Below are 23,498 nucleotides of genomic sequence, written 5' to 3' on the forward strand. Positions count from 1 at the left end.
ATGAATCAAAAAACTAAAATAAAATGAAAGTTTACAAGACTGAGCAAATTCGCAACATTGCATTAATTGGTAATGCTGGCAGTGGAAAAACCACCCTCGCAGAGGCCATGCTGTTTGAGGGTGGAGTTATTACCCGAAGAGGTGAAGTAACCGCAAAAAATACGGTTTCAGACCACAACTTCATCGAACAGGAATATGGCAACTCCGTATTGTCCACACTTTTATATACTGAAAGTAACGGGACAAAAATCAATATTCTCGATACCCCGGGAATGGATGATTTATGTGGCGGAGTAGTATCATCTTTAAATGTTACTGACCTTGCATTACTTACCATTAATTCAACAAACGGAGTAGAATCGGGAACTGTGGCGGCAGGACGCCATGCAGAGAATGTAAACATCCCAATGATGTTTGTATTTAACCAACTCGACCACGAAAATTCCAATTTCGATGCAGCACTCGACCAGTGTAAAGCTACATTCGGAAATAAAGTTACCGTGGTGCAATACCCGGTTGACTCGGGTCCGGGGTTTTCATCCATTATTGATGTGCTGAAAATGAAAATGTACAAATATGGTACAAACGGTGGAAAACCTGAAGTATTGGACATTCCTGATTCAGAAAAAGACAAGGCAGAGGAATTGCACAACGAGTTGGTTGAAATGGCTGCTGAAAACGAAGAATCGTTGATGGAATTGTATTTCGACAAAGGTTCTCTTTCGGAAGATGAAATGCGCAAAGGAATGAAAATGGGTATGTTGCAACGCGACCTTTACCCCGTTTTTTGCACCTGTGCAAAAAAAGATATAGGTGTTGGCCGTTTAATGGAATTTATTGTGAACATTGCCCCAACACCGTTGGAACGACCGATGAGGCCAGTTGCAAGTGGCAAAGATCTGAAAATGGAAGAATCTGCCGACCCCAGCCTTTTTGTATTTAAAACGGCTGTTGAACCGCATGTGGGTGAAATAACCTACTTTAAAGTAATGTCGGGTAAAATTAAGGAGGGACTCGATTTAATCAATACCAAAACAGGAAACAAGGAAAGACTTTCGCAGGTATTTGTTTCAGCAGGTAAAAACCGCGATAAAGTTGATGAGCTTTTTGTAGGCGACCTGGGTTGCACCGTAAAACTGAAAGAAACAAAGTTTAATCAAACACTTGCAACGAAAGAAGCCGACACAAAATACGAACCGATTAAATTTCCGGCAGCAAAACATACAGTAGCTGTTAAAGCCGTGAATGAATCGGACGACGAAAAGGTGGGTGAAATTCTGAATAAAATTAAGTTTGAAGACCCCACTTATGTTATTGAATATTCGAAAGAGCTGAAACAATTATTGGTGCACGGACAGGGCGAATACCACCTGAATGTATTGAAATGGTATTTCGATAATGTGCATAAAATTGATGTGAACTACATTCAGCCAAAAATTCCATATCGTGAAACCATTACCAAACCGGCTCAGGCCGATTACCGCCACAAAAAGCAATCGGGCGGCGCCGGACAGTTTGGCGAAGTGCACATGATTATTGAACCTTACGTGGATGGAGTAGCGCCAAAAAACATGTTTAAATTTGGCGATAAAGAACAAAAAATAGCTGTTCGCGACGTGCAGGAACATGTACTGCCCTGGGGTGGAAAACTCATTTTCGTGAATAGCATTGTGGGTGGTTCCATCGATGCACGCTTCCTTCCGGCTATTCTGAAAGGAATAATGGAAAAAATGGAAGAAGGCCCGCTTACCGGTTCTTATGCCCGCGATATTGTGGTTTATATTTACGACGGAAAAATGCACCCGGTTGACTCCAACGAAATTTCGTTTAAACTGGCCGGGCGGAACGCATTCAGCAAAGCTTTTAAAAATGCCGGAGCAAAAATTCTTGAACCTATTTATAACCTCGAAGTTTGGGTGCCGAGCGACCGCATGGGCGATGCCATGAGCGACCTGCAAGGCCGTCGTGCCATGATTATGGGTATGGGCTCTGAACGCGGAATGGAAAAAATCAGTGCAAAAGTTCCACAAAAAGAAATGTACAGGTATGCCACTTCGCTGAGTTCAATCACCGGCGGACGCGGTGTGTTCAACATTTCATTCGACAGCTACGAAAAAGTTCCTGCCGAAGTTCAGGACGAACTGCTGAAAGCTTACGAAGCTGAGCAGGAAGAGGAATAGACCATTTTCTAATCCATTTTACTATAACCAAAAGCCCCGGTTCGAAAGAATCGGGGCTTTATTTTTGCTTAAAAATTATTTAAAAACAATTTTCAAAACCATCTCCTCCCCTGCCAATTCATTGAGTTTTGTACGAATTTCCTCGCGCATCATTATCAGTTCGTTTTTTACCACCGAAGAACTGATTTCAACATACAGAATTTGTTTCGAGAGATAGACATTTTTTGTGTATCCGGCGATGGTTTTCCCCAGCAAAACTTCCCACGACTGAACTACGTCCACTTCTTTCAGTTTGCGGTCCATGTTCATGGCCCGAACATATTCCCTGAGAACTTCGCCTAAAGGTTGTGTATTGCTTTTTCTCATAATACTGGTTCAATTTTTCCTGAATTTACTGTAAAAATACGGGATTCGGCATTCATTTTTTTTATAATGGCGTCGAGGTGTTCGCGGTTGGTATCGGTAATAAAAATCTGTCCAAAATCATCGCCCGAAACCACTTTTACAATTTGTTCCACCCGGTGCCGGTCGAGTTTATCAAAAATATCGTCGAGCAGCAAAATGGGTTTCATTCCCGATATTTCCTTAATAAATTCGTATTGTGCCAGTTTAAGTGAAACCAGGTAGGTTTTGTTTTGTCCCTGCGAGCCCAGTTTTTTTATGGGATATTCGTCAATATTAAAAACAAGTTCATCTTTATGAATGCCAACTGTTGTGTATTGTGCGATCCGGTCTTTAGTCAGAGCCTCTTTCAGCAAAGATTCGAGGGAATTTTCATACAAATCCGACTGATGGATGAGGCTGACTTTTTCATTCCCCTGAGAAATAAACGAGTAAAAATCCTGAAAAACCGGTACCAGCTTTTTTACAAATTCCTGCCGTTCAGAATGAATTCGCGAACCATAATCCACAAGTTGTTCATCCCAAATTGAAAGCAATTCTATATCGAAATAGCGCTCGGAAGTAAACTGCTTTAACAAGTTATTACGTTGTAAAAGCGCCCGGTTGTATTTTAGTAAATCGTCGAGGTAATTTTGGTTGTATTGCGAAATTACGCCATCCATAAACTTGCGTCGCTCGTCGCTGCCACCCAAAATCAGGCTGGTATCCGACGGAGTAATCATAACCAATGGTAACAGACCAATGTGTTCCATCAGCTTTTTATACACTTTCGAGTTTCTCTTAAATTGCTTTTTCTGGCCTTTTTGCAGTCCGCATGAAATGAACTCCGACGAATTAAGTCTCCGGTAATTTCCATTCAGCATAAAAAAACTTTCCTCGTGGTTGATATTCAACTGATCGATTGCATTAAAAAAACTTTTGCAAAACGAAAGGTAATAAATGGCATCCATCAAATTGGTTTTTCCGGCGCCGTTGTTCCCTATTAAACAGTTTAAACGGGGTGAAAATGATGCCTGAACTTCTTTCAGGTTTTTATAATTTATAATGGAAATATCTTCAATATACATGGAAAAATATGCTGTTTCTTCCTGCAAAACTAATTAAAAAACACTGTTGAGCGAATTGTTAATCCCCATTTCGGGATAATAACAGGTTGCTGTTGATTAAAGCCTAAATTTAAGTGCGCTTTTTCAGTACAGTTTATAAAAAAAAGCTATTTTTGCGGCACAATTTTGAAACAGAAAAAAATGGCAAAAAAGAAAGGTCAGCAAGCTGATAATTTGCAGGAACTTGAAAGCGCGCTAACCAAAACAGAGCGGTTTATTGAAGAAAACCAGAAACCTATAACTTATGTTGTAGGAGCAATAATAATCGTGGTAATTGCTTATCTTGGTTTTACCAGGTTTTATTTGCACCCTCGTGAGCAAGAGGCTCAATCGCAAATGTTTATGGCCGAAAATTATTTTGAACGCGATTCATTTAATCTGGCTATTAATGGCGACGGCAACTATCTTGGTTTTTTAGATATAATTGACGATTACGGAATGACCAAATCGGCAAATCTGGCTAAATATTACACCGGTATTTCTTATTTGCATTTAGGTCAGTACGAAGATGCACTGGATTACCTGAAGGGTTTTAAAACCAAGGATTTGCTGCTTGGCCCGATTGCCGAGGGCGCCAGAGGTGATGCCAAGCTGGAATTGGGTGACATGGAAGAAGCTTTGAAGCATTATAAAAAAGCTTACTCAATGAACGAAAATGAACTGACTACCCCGGTTTATATGATGAAAGCAGCCCGGTTGCTCGAAACCATGGACGAGTTGGAAGATGCGCTTGCACTTTATCAGGAAATTAAAAATAAATATCCTGAAACCAATGAAGGCCAAAATGTGGACAAATACATTGCTCGGGTAGAAATTAAATTGGGATAACCATTCAACAAAATATAACTTAAGCCCCTCCCAGTGAGGGGTTTTTTATTTAAAACAAATGGCAACAAAAGATCTTTCGAAATACGATATTGAATCCGTTCCAACTGCTGAAAACATGCGTTTTGGACTGGTGGTAGCCGAATGGAATTTTGAGATAACTTCTGTACTGGCCACCGGAGCGATAAGTACATTAAAAAAACACGGCGTAACAGACGAGAACATATTGGTAAAATATGTTCCCGGTAGTTTTGAGTTACCCTTGGGCGCCCAGTATTTTGCCGAACTGGAAAATGTGGATGCCGTTATTTTGCTGGGGTGTGTCATTCAGGGCGAAACCAGGCATTTCGACTATATTTGTGCAGGTGTAACCCAGGGAACGGTTGATTTGAACCTGAAATACAACAAACCATTTATTTTTGGAGTACTAACTACCAACAACCAGCAACAGGCAATTGACCGCGCAGGAGGTAAACACGGAAACAAAGGTGATGAAGCTGCTGTAACTGCCATTAAAATGGTTCACCTAAAGCAGAATTTTTCGGTCTGAACCTGGTTTTGACAAAAAAAAGGGTCTGCAAAAGCAAACCCTCTTTGAAAAACCAAACTAAACTATTGTAAAAACAAAACTACCTTCCAGGTCTTCCCTGTCCACGTTGTGAACGTCTTTCTTCCTGATACTTTTCGTATTTTTTCCACTGAGCCTCGGTTAAAATTTCTTTCATTTTCTTGTCCTGTTCAGCCCTTAACTCTCCCATTTTTTCACGCATTCCTTCAAAACCTCCACCCTGATTTTCTTCGCGCATGGCTCGCATTTTTTTGCCCGTTTCGAGGTTTAAATCGTACACCTGTTTTTCCTGTTTTGCATCCAGGCCAACAGCTTCTTTTATTTGTTCTGTCTGGCGTTTAGCCATTTCTTCCGGGTCGAAATTTCGTTGTCCGGGCTGAGCTATGGAAATCACAGCAATCAGCATTAGCGACATCAGAATTAAACTATTTTTTTTCATTGCAGAATTTTTAATGATTTATGGCCTTTCGACCAACAGAATTGAAGAAAGTTTAAGTGGGGGTGAAAAATAATTATAAATCTATGCTCAGGTTCATTCCAATAACATCAGATGTGCGCCAGATGTCAGCTTGTTTGTTTTTTTCCAACACATAGTACAACTTCATTTCAAAAGTGTTGCTGCATTTCAGTTTTGTTCCGGCGTATAATCGGGCAAGGTGTACATTTTCATTGTCGAACCTTACAAATCCTTCTTCCGAAATATATGCAGAAACCCATTGACCGGCAAACAGGGGTAATTCGGCTGTAAGCATTTGGCGATACCTGAAATGATCGGCTAAAGTTTTGTACATTCTGTATTCAAACCGGTTCGAAAATTCCAATTCAATCTTTCCTGCATCTTTTGAAAAGTTCCCGAAAATCATGAGCCTGTTTTCCTGAAGCCAGCCATCTTCTTTGCGAATCAGTAAAATTCTTCCAACTGCGCCTGCTTCAAACCATGAATTTAAAATTCGTTTAAATGAAATATCTCCAAGTTTTAAATCGATGCTGCCTGATTGCGGGTTAAAATGTATTTTTTCAGTTACGCCAATTTTTGTTTTTTCTGAAAGATTAACTTCCAGATTATTTAAATTCCAAAGTTGAAATGTTCTTTCCTGAGATAAAACAGAAAAGTTAAATAAAAGGGTAAAAAGCAAGATGGTCAGTCTTTTGGTCATGGTTTAAAAATAGAAAAAAGGCCGGATAATTTAATCTGTTCGGCCTTTAATTGTTTGAATATTTAATATTCTATTTTTTTGGCATCTGCACTCCGCGTTGTTTGGCCATATCTTCGAGCCTTTTTTGAAATTTTGATTTTTTCACCGGTTTCTTTTTATTCACCTGCAGTTGTGCCCTTATTTTTTCTTCATCGATAAATGACCTGATGATGTACGTTTGCCCGATGGTAATTACATTGGCCAGGAAGTAGTAATAACTCAAACCAGATGAATAGTTATTCAAAATAAACAGGAACATAACCGGCATCAGGTACATCATGGTTTTCATTCCGGGCATGCCTTGTGCCGAGGTTGCCTGCTGATTTAACCGGGTTGAAATAATAGTTGTAATGGTCATTAATAAACAGAACAAACTCACATGGTCGCCATAAAACGGGATGGTAAATGGCAAATTGACAATGGAATCGTAGGTGGACAAATCGTGTGCCCAAAGAAAACTTTCCTGCCTGAGTTCGATTGAAGTGGGAAAGAAAAAGAACATGGCAATAAGGATTGGAAACTGGAGCAGCATAGGTAAACACCCTCCCATAGGATTCACCCCGGCTTTTTTATACAATGCCATGGTGGCCTGCTGTTTTTCCATTGGTTTATCATTCCCGAATTTTTTAGTTACCTCGTCAATCTCAGGTTTTAATGCCCGCATTTTGGCCTGCGAAATGTAGGATTTATAGGTAAACGGGAATAATGCAGTTTTAATAAAAATGGTAAGTAACAATATTATTATCCCGAAATTATCAATGTATTTCCTCAAAAAATTAAAAATTGGAATAATAACATACCTGTTCACTTCACGAACAACCGGATAGCCCAAATAAACAAGTCGTTCCAAATCAATATCGTACTGCCGTAATGTTTGAAAATGATTTGGTCCGAAATAAAACTGCATGTCAACTTTTTCGTTAGCCGTTCCTTCGTATGGAATGGCAATATCTGAATAAAAGTTTGCCAGATATGTTGGATGTTCTTCATAAACCTCTGAACGCACATAAGCATTGGGGAAGGCTTCTTCTGCAATAATAGTTGAGTTAAAAAACAACTGTTTAAAACCAATCCATTTTACGCGGGTACTCAGGTTTTCTTCATCTGATTTATTTTGTGAAAGGTTATCCACATCGTCTTCAAAAAACTTATACATGATGTTGGTGTAGCGGTCTTCACCAAAACGCGAAGGTCGCTCCTGGCGGGGTACATCAAACGACCAGGTAAAATTAAGGTACGACTGGTTGGAAGCAATATACTGATCAAGTCCCTGAATATTCATGTCGAAATCAACCAGATAGGAGTTGTAATCAAGCGAATATACATATTCCAAAAATCTTCCGGGTGCAACCTCAAGACGAAAGCTCACGGTTTCCTGTCCACCCGGATTTTCTTCATTAAATTTTGTGCGCCCTTCACTCCCAGTCCTGACTTCCGGGCCTGGAACAACTATTGAATTCTGACTGAAATCGGGAGAAAAATACAATTGATCGGTTTGAATGCTTCTGTTTTGAGCAAAAAAGTTTAATCCGAAAAGGGTTTCATCGCCATCAAATAGTATAAGTGGCAGCGAATCGTGGGTTTGGTAATTTTTAAGTTCAACCGAATAAATCCTCCCGCCTTTATTGGTGAAGGTTATTCTAATCAGGTTGTTTTCGAGGGTATAAAATTCCTGTTCGCCCAATGCAGCCTGTCCGAAAACACCGTACTGATCAATTTTTTGCTGCAAATTATTGGAATCAGCCAGTGAATCAGGAATGATAATATCTGTGGTTTCGTTCTGAGTGACTTGTTGTTGCTTTTGCTCTATTTGCCGGGCTTTTTCGGCTTCAACCAATGCGATAGAATCGCGGCGGTGCCTGGCTGCTTCAATTTCCTCTTTTGACGGTTGATTAATTAAAGAAAATACGACCAGAATGGCGAAAATTAGAACTATACCTAAAATTGAATTTCTATCCATTTTATTTTTTTACTAGCGAATTTTTAATAAAATCTACAAATAGCGGATGGGGATTGAGAACCGTACTGCGGTACTCGGGGTGAAACTGAACGCCCACAAACCATTTATGTGAAGGTATTTCAACAATTTCAACCAAATCGGTTTCAGGATTTACTCCTACCGGAACCATTCCTGCATCTATAAATTGTTGTCTGAATGTATCGTTGAATTCATAACGGTGACGGTGCCTTTCGTAAACGGTTAATTTATTGTAGGCTTTGCATACATTCGATTTTTTTTCTATAATCCTGCATTCGTAAGCCCCCAACCTCATGGTACCGCCATAATCGGTAATTCCTTTTTGGTGTTCCATTAAATCGATTACCGGAAAAGGTGTTTTCGGGTTCATTTCAGTGGAATCAGCACTTTCCAGATTCAACACATTGCGTGCAAATTCAATGACTGCCACCTGCATTCCCAGGCAAATTCCAAGATAAGGTACATTATTTTCGCGGGCGTAACGTGCAGCAAGAATTTTTCCGTTCATTCCACGATGCCCAAACCCGGGAGCCACAATTATTCCGTCAAGTCCTGAAAGTTTCTCCTGAAGATTGTCGGGTTGTAAAGTTTCCGAGTGTATCCACTCTATTTCCACCTCGCAAAGATTCTCGGATCCTGCATGCACCAAGGCTTCTGCAATGGATTTATACGCATCGTGCAGTTCAATGTATTTGCCTATTAGTCCAATGGTTACTACATGTTTAGGATTTTTAAGTCGGGTGAGAAACTTGTCCCATGCGCCCAAATCAATATCTTCATTAATGTCGAGACCCAATTTCTTCAAAACAGTAATATCCAGCTTTTCGGCAAGCATTTTTAACGGTACCTCATAAATGGTAGGAACGTTAACCGACTGCACAACCGCATCAAGATCAACGTTACAAAACAAGGCAACTTTTTCACGAATGGCAGAATCAATATCATGTTCAGTGCGTAACACCAAAATATCGGGCTGAACCCCGGCTTCAAGCAATAATTTTACTGAATGTTGTGTGGGTTTGGTTTTTAATTCGCCAGTGGCAGCAAGGTACGGCACCAACGTAAGGTGTATAACCACAGCTTTTGAACCCAGTTCCCGTTTTAATTGCCTGACTGATTCGACATAGGGAAGCGATTCGATGTCGCCCACTGTTCCTCCAATTTCAGTAATTACAATATCGTATTTTCCTTTCGAACCAAGAATTTTGATGCGGCGTTTAATTTCATCGGTAATGTGCGGAATAATCTGCACGGTTTTACCCAGGTAATCTCCATGGCGTTCCTTGCTGATAACCGACTGATAAATTCTGCCGGTAGTTACATTGTTGGCCTGAGAAGTGGGTTCATTCAAAAACCGTTCGTAATGTCCCAAATCGAGGTCCGTTTCCGCTCCGTCTTCAGTTACATAACATTCTCCATGCTCGTAAGGATTTAGCGTTCCCGGATCTACATTTATATAAGGATCCAGTTTTTGAATGGTGACAGAATAACCGCGGGATTGCAGCAATTTTGCCAATGACGATGCCAAAATTCCTTTGCCAAGAGATGATGTTACACCACCGGTCACAAAAATATACCTCGTATCAGCCACGTATTTGATATTTAGTTTTAAAAAGCCACAAAATTAATGAATAAAACGTATTTGAAAACTAAACCCTCCTGAAATTGAATTGTAATGAGAATAAAATAACACCCAAAATTTTTCTTTTAACTTTTACTGTAAACAGAAATTATTAGCAACAAACATATTTACATTTGTAAAATATACTTGTTTACAAATATGTAATATTTTTATTTACTGATACTTATTGGTTATATTTATACGATATGAGAAACTATTTTCTTTTTTATCAGACGAATCTGGCTGTGATTTTTCAGTGGATTTTTTATAATAAAACTGAATAGTGCGTTTTGATTTTGGCAAACGAAATTCAATGCGGAATCGTTGTTTGGTTTTTACTCTTACCCCTTTATTTTTTACTGCACCAAACTGTGCATTTTTTACCAGCTTTTGTGCTTCTTCATCACAACCCGAACCAATTCCTTTTTCAACCACAACCTCACTAACCTGGCCATTATCATCAATCCGGGCAGTCAGATGAACAACTCCCTCAACTCCTTTTTCCAAAGCTTCTTTGGGATAAACCAGATTTTTCTTTACATATTCTTTAAATGCAGTTTTTCCGCCGGGGTATTCAGGCCGTTTGAGGAATTTTTTAGAATTAGGTTTCATGTTTTTTCTAAGGAAAAAAAAGCTGCTTGCAAACAGGCAAACAGCTTATTGAGAATAATAATTTCAAAAATCAAATTACACTACTTAAACTCTTTTTTTAACTGTTCTACCCAGTTTTTTACACGGTTGGCAGTCATTCGTGCCTGGTTTTCCTGATCAACAGGTAAACCGACAAATTCTTCACCCCGCTGAGCCCTCGATGATTCAAATGTATATCCTTCAACAGAAGTGTGTCCAACCACTTCGCCTCCACATTCTTCAATAACTTCTACCAAAATGCCAATGGCATCGCAAAAATTTTCGGGATATCCTTTTTGGTCGCCCAATCCGAAAACCGCGAATTTTTTTCCTTTCAGGTCCATTTCCTCCAAATCCGGAACAAACTCATCCCAGTAGTTGGGCAATTCGCCATCGAACCAGGTTGGAGCGCTCAAAATAAAGTAATCATATTTTTCCAGCACTTCTTTTGATAATTCTTCAGCATTAACTGCTTCGATATCAGATTTTCCCCACGCATCGATTATTTTTTCAGCAACTTTTTTCGATTTTTGTGTGTGGAAACTGTAAACTATGGCTTTTTTCTTGCTCATTTTCAATAAATATTTTAGTACGAAATTAAATCTTTTGCGGCATCATAAATCCGTTTCATATCGGGTAAAATAGCCCTTTCCAAAATGGTATTAAAACCAACCGGTGTAAATGTAGATCCAACTCTTTTTACAGGTGCATCGAGGTATTCAAATGCTTTTTCCGTAATTAAGGCGCTTAGTTCACCGCCAAAGCCGCCAAACACTTTATCCTCGTGTGCAACAAGCACTTTGTTTGTCTTTTTCACCGATTCGAGAATCAATTCTTCATCCAGCGGAATGAGCGATCTTAAATCAATAACTTCCACGCTAATACCTTCTTCTTCAAGTTTTTTTGCAGCATCCAAACTTAAATGCGTTGCATTTCCGTAAGTAAGAATGGTCAGATCCTTTCCTTCTTTCCTGATGCGCGCTTTTCCAAACGGAACTTCAAAATCATCGGGCACCACAGTTGCAGCTTTCGGACTTTGATACAGTGCTTTAGGTTCCATGAACATGGTTGGCCCTTCGGAACGGATGGCCGTGCGCAGCAATCCGGCTGCATCGTCGGCAAAGGACGGATAAACAATACGTACTCCCGGAATGGAAACCAAAGCTCCCTCGATGTTTTGCGAGTGGTAAAGCCCGCCACCGATATACCCACCAGACGCAAGGCGAATGACTACATTGGGAGAAGACTTTCCGTTCGATCGCCAATAGTCGTGACTGGTTTCCACATATTGCTCCATGGCCGGCCAAAAGTAATCGGCAAACTCTGCTCCTTCAATTACTACCCTTATTTTTTCATTGTAGCGCGACATTCCGTTTGCGGTTCCCATAATAAAATCTTCGGCAATAGGTGCATTAAAAACACGTTTTTTGCCAAATTCCTGTTGCAATCCTTTTGATACATTAAAAATCCCGCCTTTGTCTTTGTTGGCCATATCTTGCCCCCACATAAATGTGTCAGGATTTTCGCGGAATTCTGCTTTCAGGGTTTCGTTCAGCGCAGTAATCAGTTTTTTCTTATCACCTTCCTTGTCGTGCACTCCATCCGGATATTTGTCCGCCGGATATGGTTCAGGCAAAACAAAATCGAAAATCGAATCTGGTGAAGGATCAGGAGCTTTCAGGGCAGCTTTGTGGGCCGTTTTAATTTCAAGCCTGGCTTCTTCCTCAATGGCCTGAAGCTCTTCCTCAGTAAAACGTTCATACCGCAGCAACATTCTTCTGAATTTTGCCAGTGGATCGTATTCCATTACATAGTTTCTCTCCGATTCACTGCGATAAAGAAGATGATCGTCTGAATTTGAATGGGAATGCATCCGTACGCAATTTGCCTGCACAATTACTGGCTTGCTTTCTTCCAGGGCATACTTTTTGGCTTCGGCCATAGCATTCATGGAGTCGAACACATCTTTCCCATTACAATGAATAATCCGCAGGTTTTTAAACCCTGAAAAGTTATTGGCCACCTTGCGCTGAGCCGTTTGGTCTTTCTTCGGAACAGAAATACCGTAACCATTATCCTGAATTACAAACACCACAGGCAGTTCCTCTTTGTCTGCGCCATTAAATGCTTCGTAAACAAATCCTTCACTTACCGAAGATTCACCCAAGCTGCCGAAAGCAACCGCATCTTCTCCGTAATATTTTATTGCCCGTGCAACCCCAACTGCATGAAGCGTGTGGTTACCAGTAACCGACGACATAGTGTGGATGTTCCATTCCGGCTTGGCAAAGTGGTTCGACATGTGTCTGCCGCCGCTTGAAGGGTCGGTTGCCTTGGAAATACCGTTCAGAATAATTTCTTCGGTGGTTAATCCTGCCGACATGGCTGAGAGCATATCGCGGTAGTACAGGAACATATGATCTTTTTTCTGCACAAAAACCTGTCCCAAAGCCAGTTGAATTCCATCGTGACCAGCATATGGAGCGTGATATGACCATCCGATGGCCTGTTTCAGATAATTCGGAGCTTTCTCGTCGATGGCACGGCCAATGGTCATTAGCCTGTACCATTTTTCGAGGATTTCCTTATCGGTTTTTTTAATCGTATAAATTTTTGGTACTTTTAAATCTTTCATTTCTATAAATCTCAAATTGAACGGTTTATATCAAAATCTTCGAGGATATCTGCAATTTTTCTCAGGAATGCACCTCCTAACGCTCCATCTACCACCCGGTGGTCGTATGATAACGAAAGGAACATTTTGTGTCTGATGGCAATGGCATCACCGGTAGGAGTTTCAATTACGGCCGGTTTCTTTTCAATGCTACCTGTTGCCAAAATTCCCACCTGGGGCTGATTGATAATAGGAGTGCCAATAATATTTCTGAATGATCCAAAATTGGTAATTGTAAATGTACCTCCCTGAATTTCATCAGCAGAAAGCTTGTTGTTGCGTGCTGCATTAGCCAGGCGGTTTAGTTCCTTGCTGAGTCCAACCAGGTTTTTTTGCTCGGCATTTTTTACCACCGGTACAATTAAATTACCATCAGGTCTGGCCACAGCAATACCAATATTTATGTTTTTGCGCAAAATAATTTTGTCGCCGTCAACCGAAGAATTCACCATGGGGAACTCTGCAAGTGCAGCAGCAGTGGCTTCAATAAAAAATGGCATAAACGTTATTTTCTCTCCATATTTTTTCTGAAAAGCTTCCTTGTTCTTTTCCCGCCAGAAAACCAAATCAGTAACATCTGCCTCAACAACTGAAGTTACGTGTGGCGAAACCTGTTTGGACATGACCATGTGATCTGCAATTAATTTGCGAACACGGTCCATTTCAACCACTTCATCGCCTTCACCCGCTGTAACTGGCGGTGCAGCTTTTCTTTCCTGAGCCGGAGCCGATTTGGCTGCAGGCTGTTCTGTAGTTGTTTTCGATTTTTTCCTGTTTTCAATATATTCCAGAATATCTTTTTTCTGAACTCTGCCATTTGCACCGGAACCTTCAATAGATTCCAGTTCTTCGGCCGAAATGTTCTCTTCTTTAGCAATAGTGCGCACCAATGGAGAATAAAACCGGCTCGACATTTCACGCGAAGGGGATTCTTTTTCTTTTCCACCAGACTTTTCTTCGGCTGGTTTTTCTGTTTTTGAATCCTCAGAAGATTCATCGGATTGTGCAGTTTCCTCTTTTTCCTGAGTTTCCGGCTCAGGTTCAGAAGCTTCATCTTCTTCTCCTTCCATATCGATAATGGCTACTACCTCTCCAACAGGCACAAGGCTGTCTTCCTTTTGAAGAATTTTGGTAACAACACCTTCAACAGGCGAGGGAATTTCAGAATCCACCTTATCGGTTGCAACTTCAAAGAGCATATCGTCTTCCTCTATAGTATCTCCTTCTTTTACAAACCATTTGGTTATGGTGCCTTCCTGGATGCTTTCCCCAAGTTTTGGCATTACGATTTCAAATTTCGACATATTATTATGCTTTAAATAGGATATTTGCTATTTTCAGATTATTAAACACGGTTAAAATTGAAATGTTCACATTGCAATTTTTGTTAACGATTCTTTAAACTTCCCTTCACATAAAGGGTACGAAATTTAATAAAAGAAAGTGGCGAAAAAAAGAAAAAAAGCGGAAGTAATTTACCAGAACAAAAAATAATATTGATTTATAATTGATTACATTTGTAACCCGCCAATAAGTTGCTCAACTGAATCCATTTTATATTTTTCCAGGTACTCATTAATTCCTTTAATAATTTGCAAAGGAATAAACGGATCTTTAAACAATGCTGTTCCAACTTGTACAGCCGAAGCACCAGCCAAAAGGAATTCAATTGCATCAGCCGTATTCATAATACCTCCCATACCTATTACCGGTATTCTTACCGCCTTAGCAACCTGCCACACCATGCGCAAGGCAATGGGTTTAATGGCAGGCCCCGATAATCCTCCGGTAACTGTTGAAAGCAAGGGCCGGCGGGTTTCGGCATCAATAGCCATACCCACAAAAGTATTGATCAATGAAACACTATCGGCTCCCTGTCCTTCCACTGCCCTGGCAATTTCAGATACATCTGTAACATTCGGAGACAACTTTACAATTAATGTTTTTTTGTAAGCTTTTCTCACCTCCCTGGTAACAGCCTCCGCACCCGGACATGTAACTCCGAAAGCCATTCCGCCTTCTTTTACATTTGGACAGGAAATATTCAACTCAATAGCCGGAATTTTTTCCAGTTCATTGACTTTTTCGGTCACTTCTATATACTCTTCCACCGTTGAACCATTCACATTTACAATCAATGGAGTGTTGTATTCTTTAATCCGGGGATAAATATTCTCTATAAAATAATCGATGCCTTTATTTTGTAATCCAACGGCATTGAGCATGCCCGAAGGAGTTTCTGCCATTCTCGGATACAAGTTTCCATCGCGATTGCGGGGAGTTGTTCCTTTTAAAAATATACCGCCCAACTGCGAAACGTCGTAAAAATCATTCATCTCCTCAGCAAATCCGCAAGTTCCCGAAGCAAGCATAACCGGATTTTTCAACTGCAGCTCTTGTATTTTAACTCCTAAATCTGCCATTTCAAATCGTTTATATTAAAAACAGGGCCTTCAGTACACACACACAGATTTCCATTTACAGTGGGTTCAATGCAACAAAGACAAACTCCAAAACCGCAAGCCATCAGGTTTTCGAGCGATACTTCGCAAAAAACTCCAGCTTTTCTGGCCAGACCGGCAACTGCTTTCATCATACCGTCCGGCCCACAGGCATATACTTTATCGTATTGACCAATCTCATTTTTGAGAAAATGGTGGTCGGTGACAAAACCTTTTGTTCCAATGGAGCCATCTTCAGTTGTAAACTGTATGTTGCCATACTTTTGGTAGGCACTAACATCAATATGGTCGGTGGCACTTCTGGCACCAATAATTATATCAACATTTTCTGGTGGCAAACCTGATTCCCTTGCCAGAAAAAGCATAGGAGCCAGGCCACTTCCTCCCCCAACTGCCAGTACCTTGTCGGTTTGGTTTGGAATGGTAAAATGTTTGCCCAGTGGATATATCAAACTTAATTTTTCACCTGGTTGTATTTCTGTTAGAGATTTAGATCCTCGACCAAGTATTTTGACTATAATTGATAAGGTGCTACTGGCATAATCAACTTCAAATACTGAAAATGGTCTTCTCAGAAATATTTCCTTTGAATTGAAAATTTCAATATTTACAAACTGCCCTGGTTTTATGGTTGGTAATTTAACCTGCGATTTCAATCTGATGAGGAAATTCGTCCTGTTCAGAGCGAAATTTTCGGTAACAAGAAAGTCGGAAACTGATTTTTTTCCCATGCGTGATGATTTGCCGGCAAAGATAATCATATTTTTTCTCCTGAAGTAGTATGGGAAAATACAGAATACCATAAAAAAAAACCGCCAGTTCTTCATACTGACGGCCTTCTGTCTTGGGTTTTGCTGTGTAAAAAAAGTTGGCTTTTAAAACGGGTCTGTAAATCTGTCAACTATATATAACCATCACCATCTTGTCTAAATATTATATTACAAATGTAAATATAAAAGTTTAAAGTTGTACACAATTTTGATATTATTTTTTTATGTTGTAAAACATAGATTTGTAGAATTGTAACTAACCGGCATTGTAAGAAAGAAAAGTGCCATCAGAATAAAGTAAAACTACTTTTTCAAGCGTTTTGGAAGAAGTAGTTGATTTAATATTATTTTCTTTATTCCCAGTTATATAAGTGACATCATTTTCGTCCTTTACTTCTTTAATATTACTTACAGGTTTTAAGTTTTCATTGGTACCTAAAACCATATTGCCCTCACCTGTAAAAAGCCATCTGGCATTAACATTAGGAAAGGCAAGCAAGAATTTTTCAACAAATGAAGCACCTGGTTTATTCCTTCCATTCAGAATATGGGATATATTGGAGCGTTGAACTTCCAGGATATCAGCAAGTTCACCAGGTGATATATTTTTGTAATCAATAAATTTCTGGATGCGATCCTTCATCTTTATTAAATTAAAATATTAATACACAAATGTAATTCATTGATTTTAAATATCCAACTTTATTCTAATTTATTTTATTCCAACTAAAATGTGCTTATTTTTCGTGCATTCTTTTAATTATTTGGTTTTCAGAATTATAAGCTTTTTGTAAATTTCTGTAAAGTACTTTAAATATTATAATTTAAAATACTAATTAATAACAATTTAAATCTTTTTATTAGCCACAAATATCGATAATTTCCATCATTTTTATTTAAATTTAAAATACACTTTAATATTGATATTATAAAATACTTATTATATGAACTTTATATACAATAAAAATTACAAATATATTCATTATTTGAATTATTTTTTTGTGGAACACCACTTCAATTGAATTGTATTTTATAATCTCTGTAATATTACGGTTGTAATTTGCTGTAATTTTGTTGTAGCAGATTTGTAAAAAACAATTGTTTACATTACTGCAATGCGATCCATTAGTTGAGTTCTCTTTTGTAAATTAATAACAAATTAAAATTCATTCAATTCTATTTACCTAATTTTTCGCAGGTGCATAATTTGTTCTTGTCACATTTTTTAATTTATCTGAAATTTTAGTTTTATCCATAATTCCTTCTTATGAATAAGTACTTTTGCCTTGCTATTTTCAAACATTCAATCCTGATGAGCTTAAAACTACTTTATCAGTGGAATATGGTTCTGAAAATAAGCTTAATAAACATCAGAATGCGACATTTGTTATTTGAATTGAAATAGATTAATATTAGTATCCGCAATGAGGTCTTTTCTAATTTTTACTTTACTTACATTTTTAGTTTTTTACCTGGTCACTTCTTTGGGAGCCAGATTGAATCTTCGAAAGATTACCGGTAGAAACAAGGCAGTCAATATTCTTTTCTGGGGTGTAACCTTTTTAATTTTTGCCGGCTTCATAATATTGTACATCTACCCTTTTCAACCGAGAGCCGCCAGCAGTTACAAGGCTTATTTCTTTTTCAATACAATATTATTTACTGTGTTTCTTTTCAATATTCCCATGGCACTTGCTTTTTTACTGCAAATGACTTTTCGAAATAAAGTAATACAACGTATAATTTCTAATGCAGGATTTATACTGGCTATTTCGTTGGCAATTGGAATGTTGTTTGGTACCATTGCAGGCAGCAGACAAGTAAAAGTAACTCATGTTAATCTTGCCTTTTCAAATCTCCCACCTGGCTTTAACAATTACCGCATTATTCAACTTTCTGATTTTCACTTAGGCGGCATGTTAAACCCGAAAAAAATTCTGACAAGAACCAAGCACAAACTAAATAGTATCAATCCGGATTTGATTCTTTTTACCGGTGATTTGGTAAATAATTTTGCCTATGAAATAAATGGGGTGGAATCGGTATTAAAAGAAATTTCGAATTTAGCCGAAAGTTATTCTATTTTGGGAAATCACGATTACGGCAATTATGCTGATTGGGAAAGTTCGGATAAAAAACAGGAAAATTTTGGAGCCATTTTAAACGCACAAAAAGATGCTGGATTCCGGTTACTCAATAATGAACATGTAGTTTTAACAAAAGGAACCGATTCAATATATCTGGCAGGAGTTGAAAACTGGGGGCATGCCCCCTTTCCTCAATATGCCGATCTGGATAGAGCAATTGCAGGAATTCCTTCAAATGCATTTACCATATTGATGACCCATGACCCAGCCCATTGGGAAGAAAAAGTAGCAGGCAAAGAAGATATAGAACTTACTCTTTCCGGTCATACCCACGGATTACAATGGGGAGTAAAATTTGCCGGAATTCCTTTCAGCTTAGCCTGGCTAACCCGGAAAACCTGGGGCGGACTCTATAAAAACAACAATTCTGCGCTTTATGTAAATACAGGATTGGGAACCGTTGGAATGCCCTGGCGATTGGACATGCCGGGAGAAATTACCGTAATTACCCTAAAACGAAGTGAAGTCGATTGAAAACAAAAAGTTGAAATAAACATTCTTCATCTCAGGCAGATACGATGCCCTGAATCCAATGTCGGCCGGAGCATAAAACCGGAGCATATTCACATCGAATGTAATTTCGGTTCCCAGTGACGATATATCTTCGGTAAACTTGCCGGTGATTTCTCCCCTGTGGTAGAAATTTCCTTTTAACCGGGTGTAATCAGCAAATAAAGAAGCTTTTATGCGACTGACATAAAGCAATCCCCAGAAGTTCCAGTCGGGATACAACAGGGGCAGTTTATAATCTGCCCCCCCGGTATAAATTCCAGTAGTGTTAATTCTTCCCCAACTTCGTGCATACCTCACCACATCAGAAAAGCCGAGTGTTCCGTTGCTTTCTTTTTGTTGAGCACCACCATAAATTTTTATGCCATGGTTTTTCATTATTCCGGGCAAATACAAAACAGACTGCAGCGCTTTTATCTGGCCGGCACTCAATGAACCAAACGGAGAATGCCGAAAAGTTCCGTCGAGAACAATACCAAAATCAGGATACATGTCGAGGTAGCTTTGTTTTAACAACTGATGAAAATACAGGCGATAGGCCAGCGAATGAAAGCTTCCTGCATGAAACTGCTCAGGCGTTGAATCGTGCGCCTTATAATAATTAAATGCATATTCCATTTCTGGCTGAAAAAACCGGTTGAAAGGTCCCCGCTCCAGATTCAAAGGCAACCTCATGCTTACGCTGGTGTTGGTTTGTCCCCAGGTATAACGTTTCAGAACAGTATCCTGACTTAAAACTGCCCCCTGGTTATTCACATTCTGAGTAATCTGCCGGTATTCTGAAGCTCTGTTGCCGAGTGACAATTTTAAATCGAAAACCGGGTACCATCCTTTAAACGAATAATCGGCAATAAATCTCCCGGTTTGTTCCGTAAAATCCCATTTGTACCCCAATTCCAATTCCGAAATGCCCAGTTTATCCTGCGACATGAGGCTCACGCCCGGAAAAAACTGGTATTCTTCGGTGTCTATATTTACAGGCGCCCAGCTATGAAAATTTAAAAGTTGTTTTCCTTTTGAGTATTTTTCAGAAACATACGCATTTGAAATAGTATCGGGAAAAACCGGGATTCCTGTTTCCTGACTGGCCAGTTTTTCTGCCAGCGGATAAGTTCCTTTTTCGACTTCCTGAAGTGGAATAATTTGGTTGTGATTGGCCGGAATTTCAATTAACCTGAACCCATCGGAAGTATAATCGCTTAAAACAACAGATTTTCCATCGGGTGATACAGCCGGCGATTCAACTCCAAAGTGCGGTTCATAAACGTGTTCAATATTTTGGGTTTTTAAGTTAAGCCGGTATAAACTGTTTTTTCCGGAGTAGGAACTGATGAAATAAAGCCACTCACCGAAAAACCTTAAATGTTTTATTTCACCCAATTCGGCATTTGTTAATTCAGCCATTTCACCTGTTGAAAAATCAACGGTTACTATTTTTTTTCCATTGCTTGTAAGTTTTACTGCGGCAACTTTTTCGTTGGAAAGCCACTCAGGTGAGAAAAAATAATTATTATCCGGCGACTGGTACCTTTGCAGCAATTGGCCATCAGGCAACCGGTAAACCGACAGATAATAATTGCTTGAAAAATCGGTTTCCACCACTGCAACTTTCATTTTATCAGGCGAAATTGCAGGGCTGAAAGCTTTAAACTCCGGTTTAAAATCAATACATATTTTTGAAGATGTATTTAATAACCGAATGAAAGAACGGCCACTATGCTGCCAGCGTAAATCCGGTATCTGTTCCGACCAGACAATCCATTCATCGCGGCCTCTCAGCGATTCCCGGAAAACAGACCCGGGAAATGTAAGTTTCTTTTCTTCTCCATTCTGAAGTATTTTTATAAAAGAAGGAATCTCGTTGAAAGTCGTTTTGTATGAAAATAGTTCAGAATCATTCAACCAGTGATTATGCGTGTAGCTGGTGAAATATTTTTGAGGTGCAGAAATTACCTGGTTCGGAGTTGAAATATATTGTTCATTTTCACGAACCCACGAAACGCGCAAACTGTCGAAAATAGTCTGGTAATTTTCAGCAGAATTTAACCCTGTGCGTTTTTTCAGCACCTTTCTCATAGGAAAAACTGAAAGTGGTTTTTGACCAACGCGGGTAAGTACTTCTTCCCAAACAGAACTGCCATACCTGGCTCTGATGTTTCCGGCCAAAAAATATCCTAAAGTGTAATGGTTGGGAACAAAATCGCGATACGACCTAAAATATGCTTTATCGTATGAAAAAACACCTTTTTCTACTACCTGGGCTTTTTGCTCCATCAGAAAGGAAGGAAATCTGCCCCGCCCGTAATTACTTAATGCAGTTTCAGTTATTACAGCATCGCCTTCAATAAACCACCAGGGCAACCAGCCACCAAATGCCAGGGCAGTTGCCTGTTCGCCCAAAATAAATTTGGTCCATTGCGGAAGATTGCTGTTTACTTTTGTTAGCTGAACGACATGCCTGAATTCATGCAAAGCCAGTTGCTCCAGCCAATCCTGGGGGTAAATGCCCTGATGTGGTGTGGTATAAAATTCGGCACGGCGAGGCGCCCAGGCCACCAATCCGTTTGACTTAATGGTTTGAGTATGCAAAACCACCGGCATTTTATCAGGAATGTGTTTTAACGAATAACTTCCGTAGGGAAAAACCGTTTCCAGTGTACCGGCAAGTTTTTGGGCTTGCTTTTCATAGTAATCGGGATAAATTAACTGAAAATTTTGCGTGTTCAACTGGCGCCACTTAATGGAGGCCGGATCTTGCCCGGTTTGAAAATACTGGGCTGAAGCTTGAAATATCCCGGTAAAAATTAAGGTAAATAGTAACAGTTTCTTCATCCTCCAAAAATAAACATTCCTGAAAAGAAACAATCAGGACAAACCAAAAGAAAAGGCCGTTCTGAAAATAATTCAAAACGGCCCCAATAATCGTACAAAATTGGTTTTCAAATTTCGTTCACACCTAAAATTGGAATCGGATTTTCATCGTCGTTTTCATTCAGAACCGACTGGTAAAGGGTTGCAAAAGCTGAGTGAACCCACATTATGGAAATCAGGATTCCTACAATAAATACTATTATTCCTCCAATATAAAGGAAAAAGGAGATAATTGCCATCCAAAAAATTTTCCATCCGTGGCCACGTGTCATCTGCCAGCTTTTTTCAACAGCCTGCATGGGTTCCAAATCTTTGTCCATTACCAGATATGAGACAAACGCGAGACGACACAACACAATTATTCCGGGAACAATCAGCATAATAAATCCAATAATGGCCAGGGCAATAACAATCAGATTGGCAAGAACGATTTTAAGGTATTTGGTTTTAAATCCTTCAAACAGGTATTTAATGTCTGCATCCTCGCCGCGCATGGCTTGCAGAAAAAGATATTTTTCGCCGTAGTTGATAACCGGCAAAAATAAAAACCCATAGGCTACACTGAATAAGGCGATTGGAAGTACCCAAACCATGTTAAACCAGTCACCACCATCGGCTTTCCAGTTGGCGCCAACAGGTCCGTTCAATAAACCTGCAATAATTACTGCCAGCAGCAAGGGTAAGAATGCTTTTTCAAACATTTTACGCCAACCGTAGCTAAAACTTCCTCCTACCGAGGGTACCAGATTGTAATACTTTTCGTTTTCCATTTTTTTAAAATTTTAGTTTTCTGTTTTCAATATCGATGCATCGAAATTACGACTCCTTAAAAATATTTCCTACCTACCTTGGTAGGAATTTAAATATTCACTACTTTGGTATGTCTTTATTTACAGCACTTATAGCTTGCTGAAATCAGGCATGAAATGAAAATGAAAACCAGGGAGTGCAACTGAAATTTACTTTTTAAATTTTAATTTTGCTCCATTAAACTAAATATTTGTAATTAAACACTACTAAAGTTTGTAACAAAAAATGCTCATTGAAAATATCTCGTACCTGATAACTTTTGTTGCAACCACCGGCATGGCTGTAATTGGCTCTCTCCTTTCATACCAACTGTTTCATGAAAACAAAATGCCTGCTCTGCAAATATTACTTTACCAGCAAATTCTACTTTTCTCATTTTTTATATATGCCATTTGGGGAAATATTATTCTTCGTCAAATAGTTGCCGACGTGGACCTGAATGCTGAATTTGAGGCAAAGATTGCTTTTTTTGTGCCAATAATCGGCATCCCGTTTTTAATTGGAAGCTGGTTTATGCTTTTAAAATTTGCCTTTAATTTGAACGGGTACACGGATTCAAAGCTTTGGACTTACGGTTATTTCAGCACATTTCTGTTTTTAATGACCATTTTTGCTTTCTTATTTCAAAACAATTATTTAAAAACTCCGGTTAACCCCGATGTTTTACTTGTTCGGCTATTTCTGGTTCTGAACCTGTTTTTTCATCTGGTTTTTATTTTTCCTTTCATTAAACAAAACAAAAAGAAAC

General features: G+C 39.2%; 20 protein-coding genes. 5 read left to right on the forward strand and 15 right to left on the reverse strand.

The window, feature by feature from the left end; all coding sequences use genetic code 11:
* Window positions 1-23 precede the first annotated feature (23 nt).
* On the forward strand, window positions 24-2,180 hold the full coding sequence (locus ACESMA_RS11845; protein WP_372949031.1) for an elongation factor G: 2,157 nt from the start codon (window positions 24-26) through the stop codon (window positions 2,178-2,180).
* A gap of 75 nt (window positions 2,181-2,255) precedes the next feature.
* On the opposite strand, the gene ACESMA_RS11850 is transcribed toward ACESMA_RS11845, so the two are convergent.
* Window positions 2,256-2,546, reverse strand: coding sequence for a DUF721 domain-containing protein (locus ACESMA_RS11850; protein WP_372949032.1), 291 nt, complete (start codon window positions 2,544-2,546; stop codon window positions 2,256-2,258).
* The gene (gene recF / locus ACESMA_RS11855) at window positions 2,543-3,649 is read right to left on the reverse strand and encodes a DNA replication/repair protein RecF (RefSeq protein ID WP_372949033.1); all 1,107 of its coding nucleotides are present in this window, start codon (window positions 3,647-3,649) and stop codon (window positions 2,543-2,545) included. The genes ACESMA_RS11850 and recF overlap by 4 nt, the downstream gene beginning before the upstream one ends.
* 180 nt (window positions 3,650-3,829) lie before the next feature.
* Here recF and ACESMA_RS11860 point away from each other — a divergent pair, with 180 nt between their 5' ends.
* Both ACESMA_RS11860 and ribH read left to right on the forward strand, forming a co-directional pair.
* Window positions 3,830-4,516: a tetratricopeptide repeat protein gene (locus ACESMA_RS11860; protein ID WP_372949034.1), complete on the forward strand. Its 687-nt coding sequence runs from the start codon at window positions 3,830-3,832 to the stop codon at window positions 4,514-4,516.
* A gap of 58 nt (window positions 4,517-4,574) precedes the next feature.
* Window positions 4,575-5,063 carry a 6,7-dimethyl-8-ribityllumazine synthase gene (gene ribH / locus ACESMA_RS11865; RefSeq protein WP_372949035.1) on the forward strand — a complete coding sequence of 163 codons (489 nt, stop codon included), beginning with the start codon at window positions 4,575-4,577 and terminating at the stop codon, window positions 5,061-5,063.
* Between the two features lie 79 nt (window positions 5,064-5,142).
* Here the strand turns inward: ribH and ACESMA_RS11870 are convergent, their stop codons facing one another.
* The 11 genes from ACESMA_RS11870 to ACESMA_RS11920 all read right to left on the reverse strand — a co-directional run bounded on the left by ACESMA_RS11870 (window position 5,143) and on the right by ACESMA_RS11920 (window position 17,055).
* Window positions 5,143-5,520 carry a hypothetical protein gene (locus ACESMA_RS11870; RefSeq protein ID WP_372949036.1) on the reverse strand — a complete coding sequence of 126 codons (378 nt, stop codon included), beginning with the start codon at window positions 5,518-5,520 and terminating at the stop codon, window positions 5,143-5,145.
* A gap of 73 nt (window positions 5,521-5,593) precedes the next feature.
* On the reverse strand, window positions 5,594-6,238 hold the full coding sequence (locus ACESMA_RS11875; RefSeq protein WP_372949037.1) for a DUF2490 domain-containing protein: 645 nt from the start codon (window positions 6,236-6,238) through the stop codon (window positions 5,594-5,596).
* A 70-nt stretch (window positions 6,239-6,308) separates the two neighbouring features.
* The gene (gene yidC / locus ACESMA_RS11880; RefSeq protein WP_372949038.1) at window positions 6,309-8,237 is read right to left on the reverse strand and encodes a membrane protein insertase YidC; all 1,929 of its coding nucleotides are present in this window, start codon (window positions 8,235-8,237) and stop codon (window positions 6,309-6,311) included.
* Between the two features lies 1 nt (window position 8,238).
* On the reverse strand, window positions 8,239-9,846 hold the full coding sequence (locus ACESMA_RS11885; protein WP_372949039.1) for a CTP synthase: 1,608 nt from the start codon (window positions 9,844-9,846) through the stop codon (window positions 8,239-8,241).
* Window positions 9,847-10,050: 204 nt separating this feature from the next.
* Window positions 10,051-10,488, reverse strand: coding sequence for an energy transducer TonB (locus tag ACESMA_RS11890; protein WP_372949040.1), 438 nt, complete (start codon window positions 10,486-10,488; stop codon window positions 10,051-10,053).
* Between the two features lie 80 nt (window positions 10,489-10,568).
* Complete coding sequence (locus tag ACESMA_RS11895) at window positions 10,569-11,078, reverse strand: flavodoxin (RefSeq protein ID WP_372949041.1); 510 nt, start codon at window positions 11,076-11,078, stop codon at window positions 10,569-10,571.
* A 14-nt stretch (window positions 11,079-11,092) separates the two neighbouring features.
* Window positions 11,093-13,156 carry a thiamine pyrophosphate-dependent enzyme gene (locus tag ACESMA_RS11900; protein ID WP_372949042.1) on the reverse strand — a complete coding sequence of 688 codons (2,064 nt, stop codon included), beginning with the start codon at window positions 13,154-13,156 and terminating at the stop codon, window positions 11,093-11,095.
* A complete protein-coding gene (locus tag ACESMA_RS11905; protein ID WP_372949043.1) occupies window positions 13,153-14,484 on the reverse strand; it encodes a dihydrolipoamide acetyltransferase family protein in 1,332 nt (443 codons plus the stop codon). The genes ACESMA_RS11900 and ACESMA_RS11905 overlap by 4 nt, the downstream gene beginning before the upstream one ends.
* A gap of 207 nt (window positions 14,485-14,691) precedes the next feature.
* A complete protein-coding gene (locus tag ACESMA_RS11910) occupies window positions 14,692-15,603 on the reverse strand; it encodes a dihydroorotate dehydrogenase (RefSeq protein ID WP_372949044.1) in 912 nt (303 codons plus the stop codon).
* Complete coding sequence (locus tag ACESMA_RS11915; RefSeq protein WP_372949045.1) at window positions 15,591-16,373, reverse strand: dihydroorotate dehydrogenase electron transfer subunit; 783 nt, start codon at window positions 16,371-16,373, stop codon at window positions 15,591-15,593. The genes ACESMA_RS11910 and ACESMA_RS11915 overlap by 13 nt, the downstream gene beginning before the upstream one ends.
* Window positions 16,374-16,668: 295 nt before the next feature.
* Complete coding sequence (locus ACESMA_RS11920; protein ID WP_372949046.1) at window positions 16,669-17,055, reverse strand: helix-turn-helix domain-containing protein; 387 nt, start codon at window positions 17,053-17,055, stop codon at window positions 16,669-16,671.
* Between the two features lie 781 nt (window positions 17,056-17,836).
* Between ACESMA_RS11920 and ACESMA_RS11925 the strand changes: the two genes are divergently transcribed.
* On the forward strand, window positions 17,837-19,033 hold the full coding sequence (locus ACESMA_RS11925) for a metallophosphoesterase (RefSeq protein ID WP_372949047.1): 1,197 nt from the start codon (window positions 17,837-17,839) through the stop codon (window positions 19,031-19,033).
* Here ACESMA_RS11925 and ACESMA_RS11930 read toward each other — a convergent pair.
* The gene (locus ACESMA_RS11930; protein ID WP_372949048.1) at window positions 19,010-21,901 is read right to left on the reverse strand and encodes a TolB family protein; all 2,892 of its coding nucleotides are present in this window, start codon (window positions 21,899-21,901) and stop codon (window positions 19,010-19,012) included. The genes ACESMA_RS11925 and ACESMA_RS11930 overlap by 24 nt on opposite strands.
* Before the next feature lie 107 nt (window positions 21,902-22,008).
* The gene (locus ACESMA_RS11935) at window positions 22,009-22,710 is read right to left on the reverse strand and encodes a hypothetical protein (protein ID WP_372949049.1); all 702 of its coding nucleotides are present in this window, start codon (window positions 22,708-22,710) and stop codon (window positions 22,009-22,011) included.
* A 265-nt stretch (window positions 22,711-22,975) separates the two neighbouring features.
* Here ACESMA_RS11935 and ACESMA_RS11940 point away from each other — a divergent pair.
* The coding region (locus ACESMA_RS11940; RefSeq protein WP_372949050.1) for a hypothetical protein at window positions 22,976-23,498 on the forward strand (523 nt) is incomplete at its 3' end.

The organism is Mariniphaga sp., assembly GCF_041687215.1.
Classification (GTDB): domain Bacteria; phylum Bacteroidota; class Bacteroidia; order Bacteroidales; family Prolixibacteraceae; genus Mariniphaga.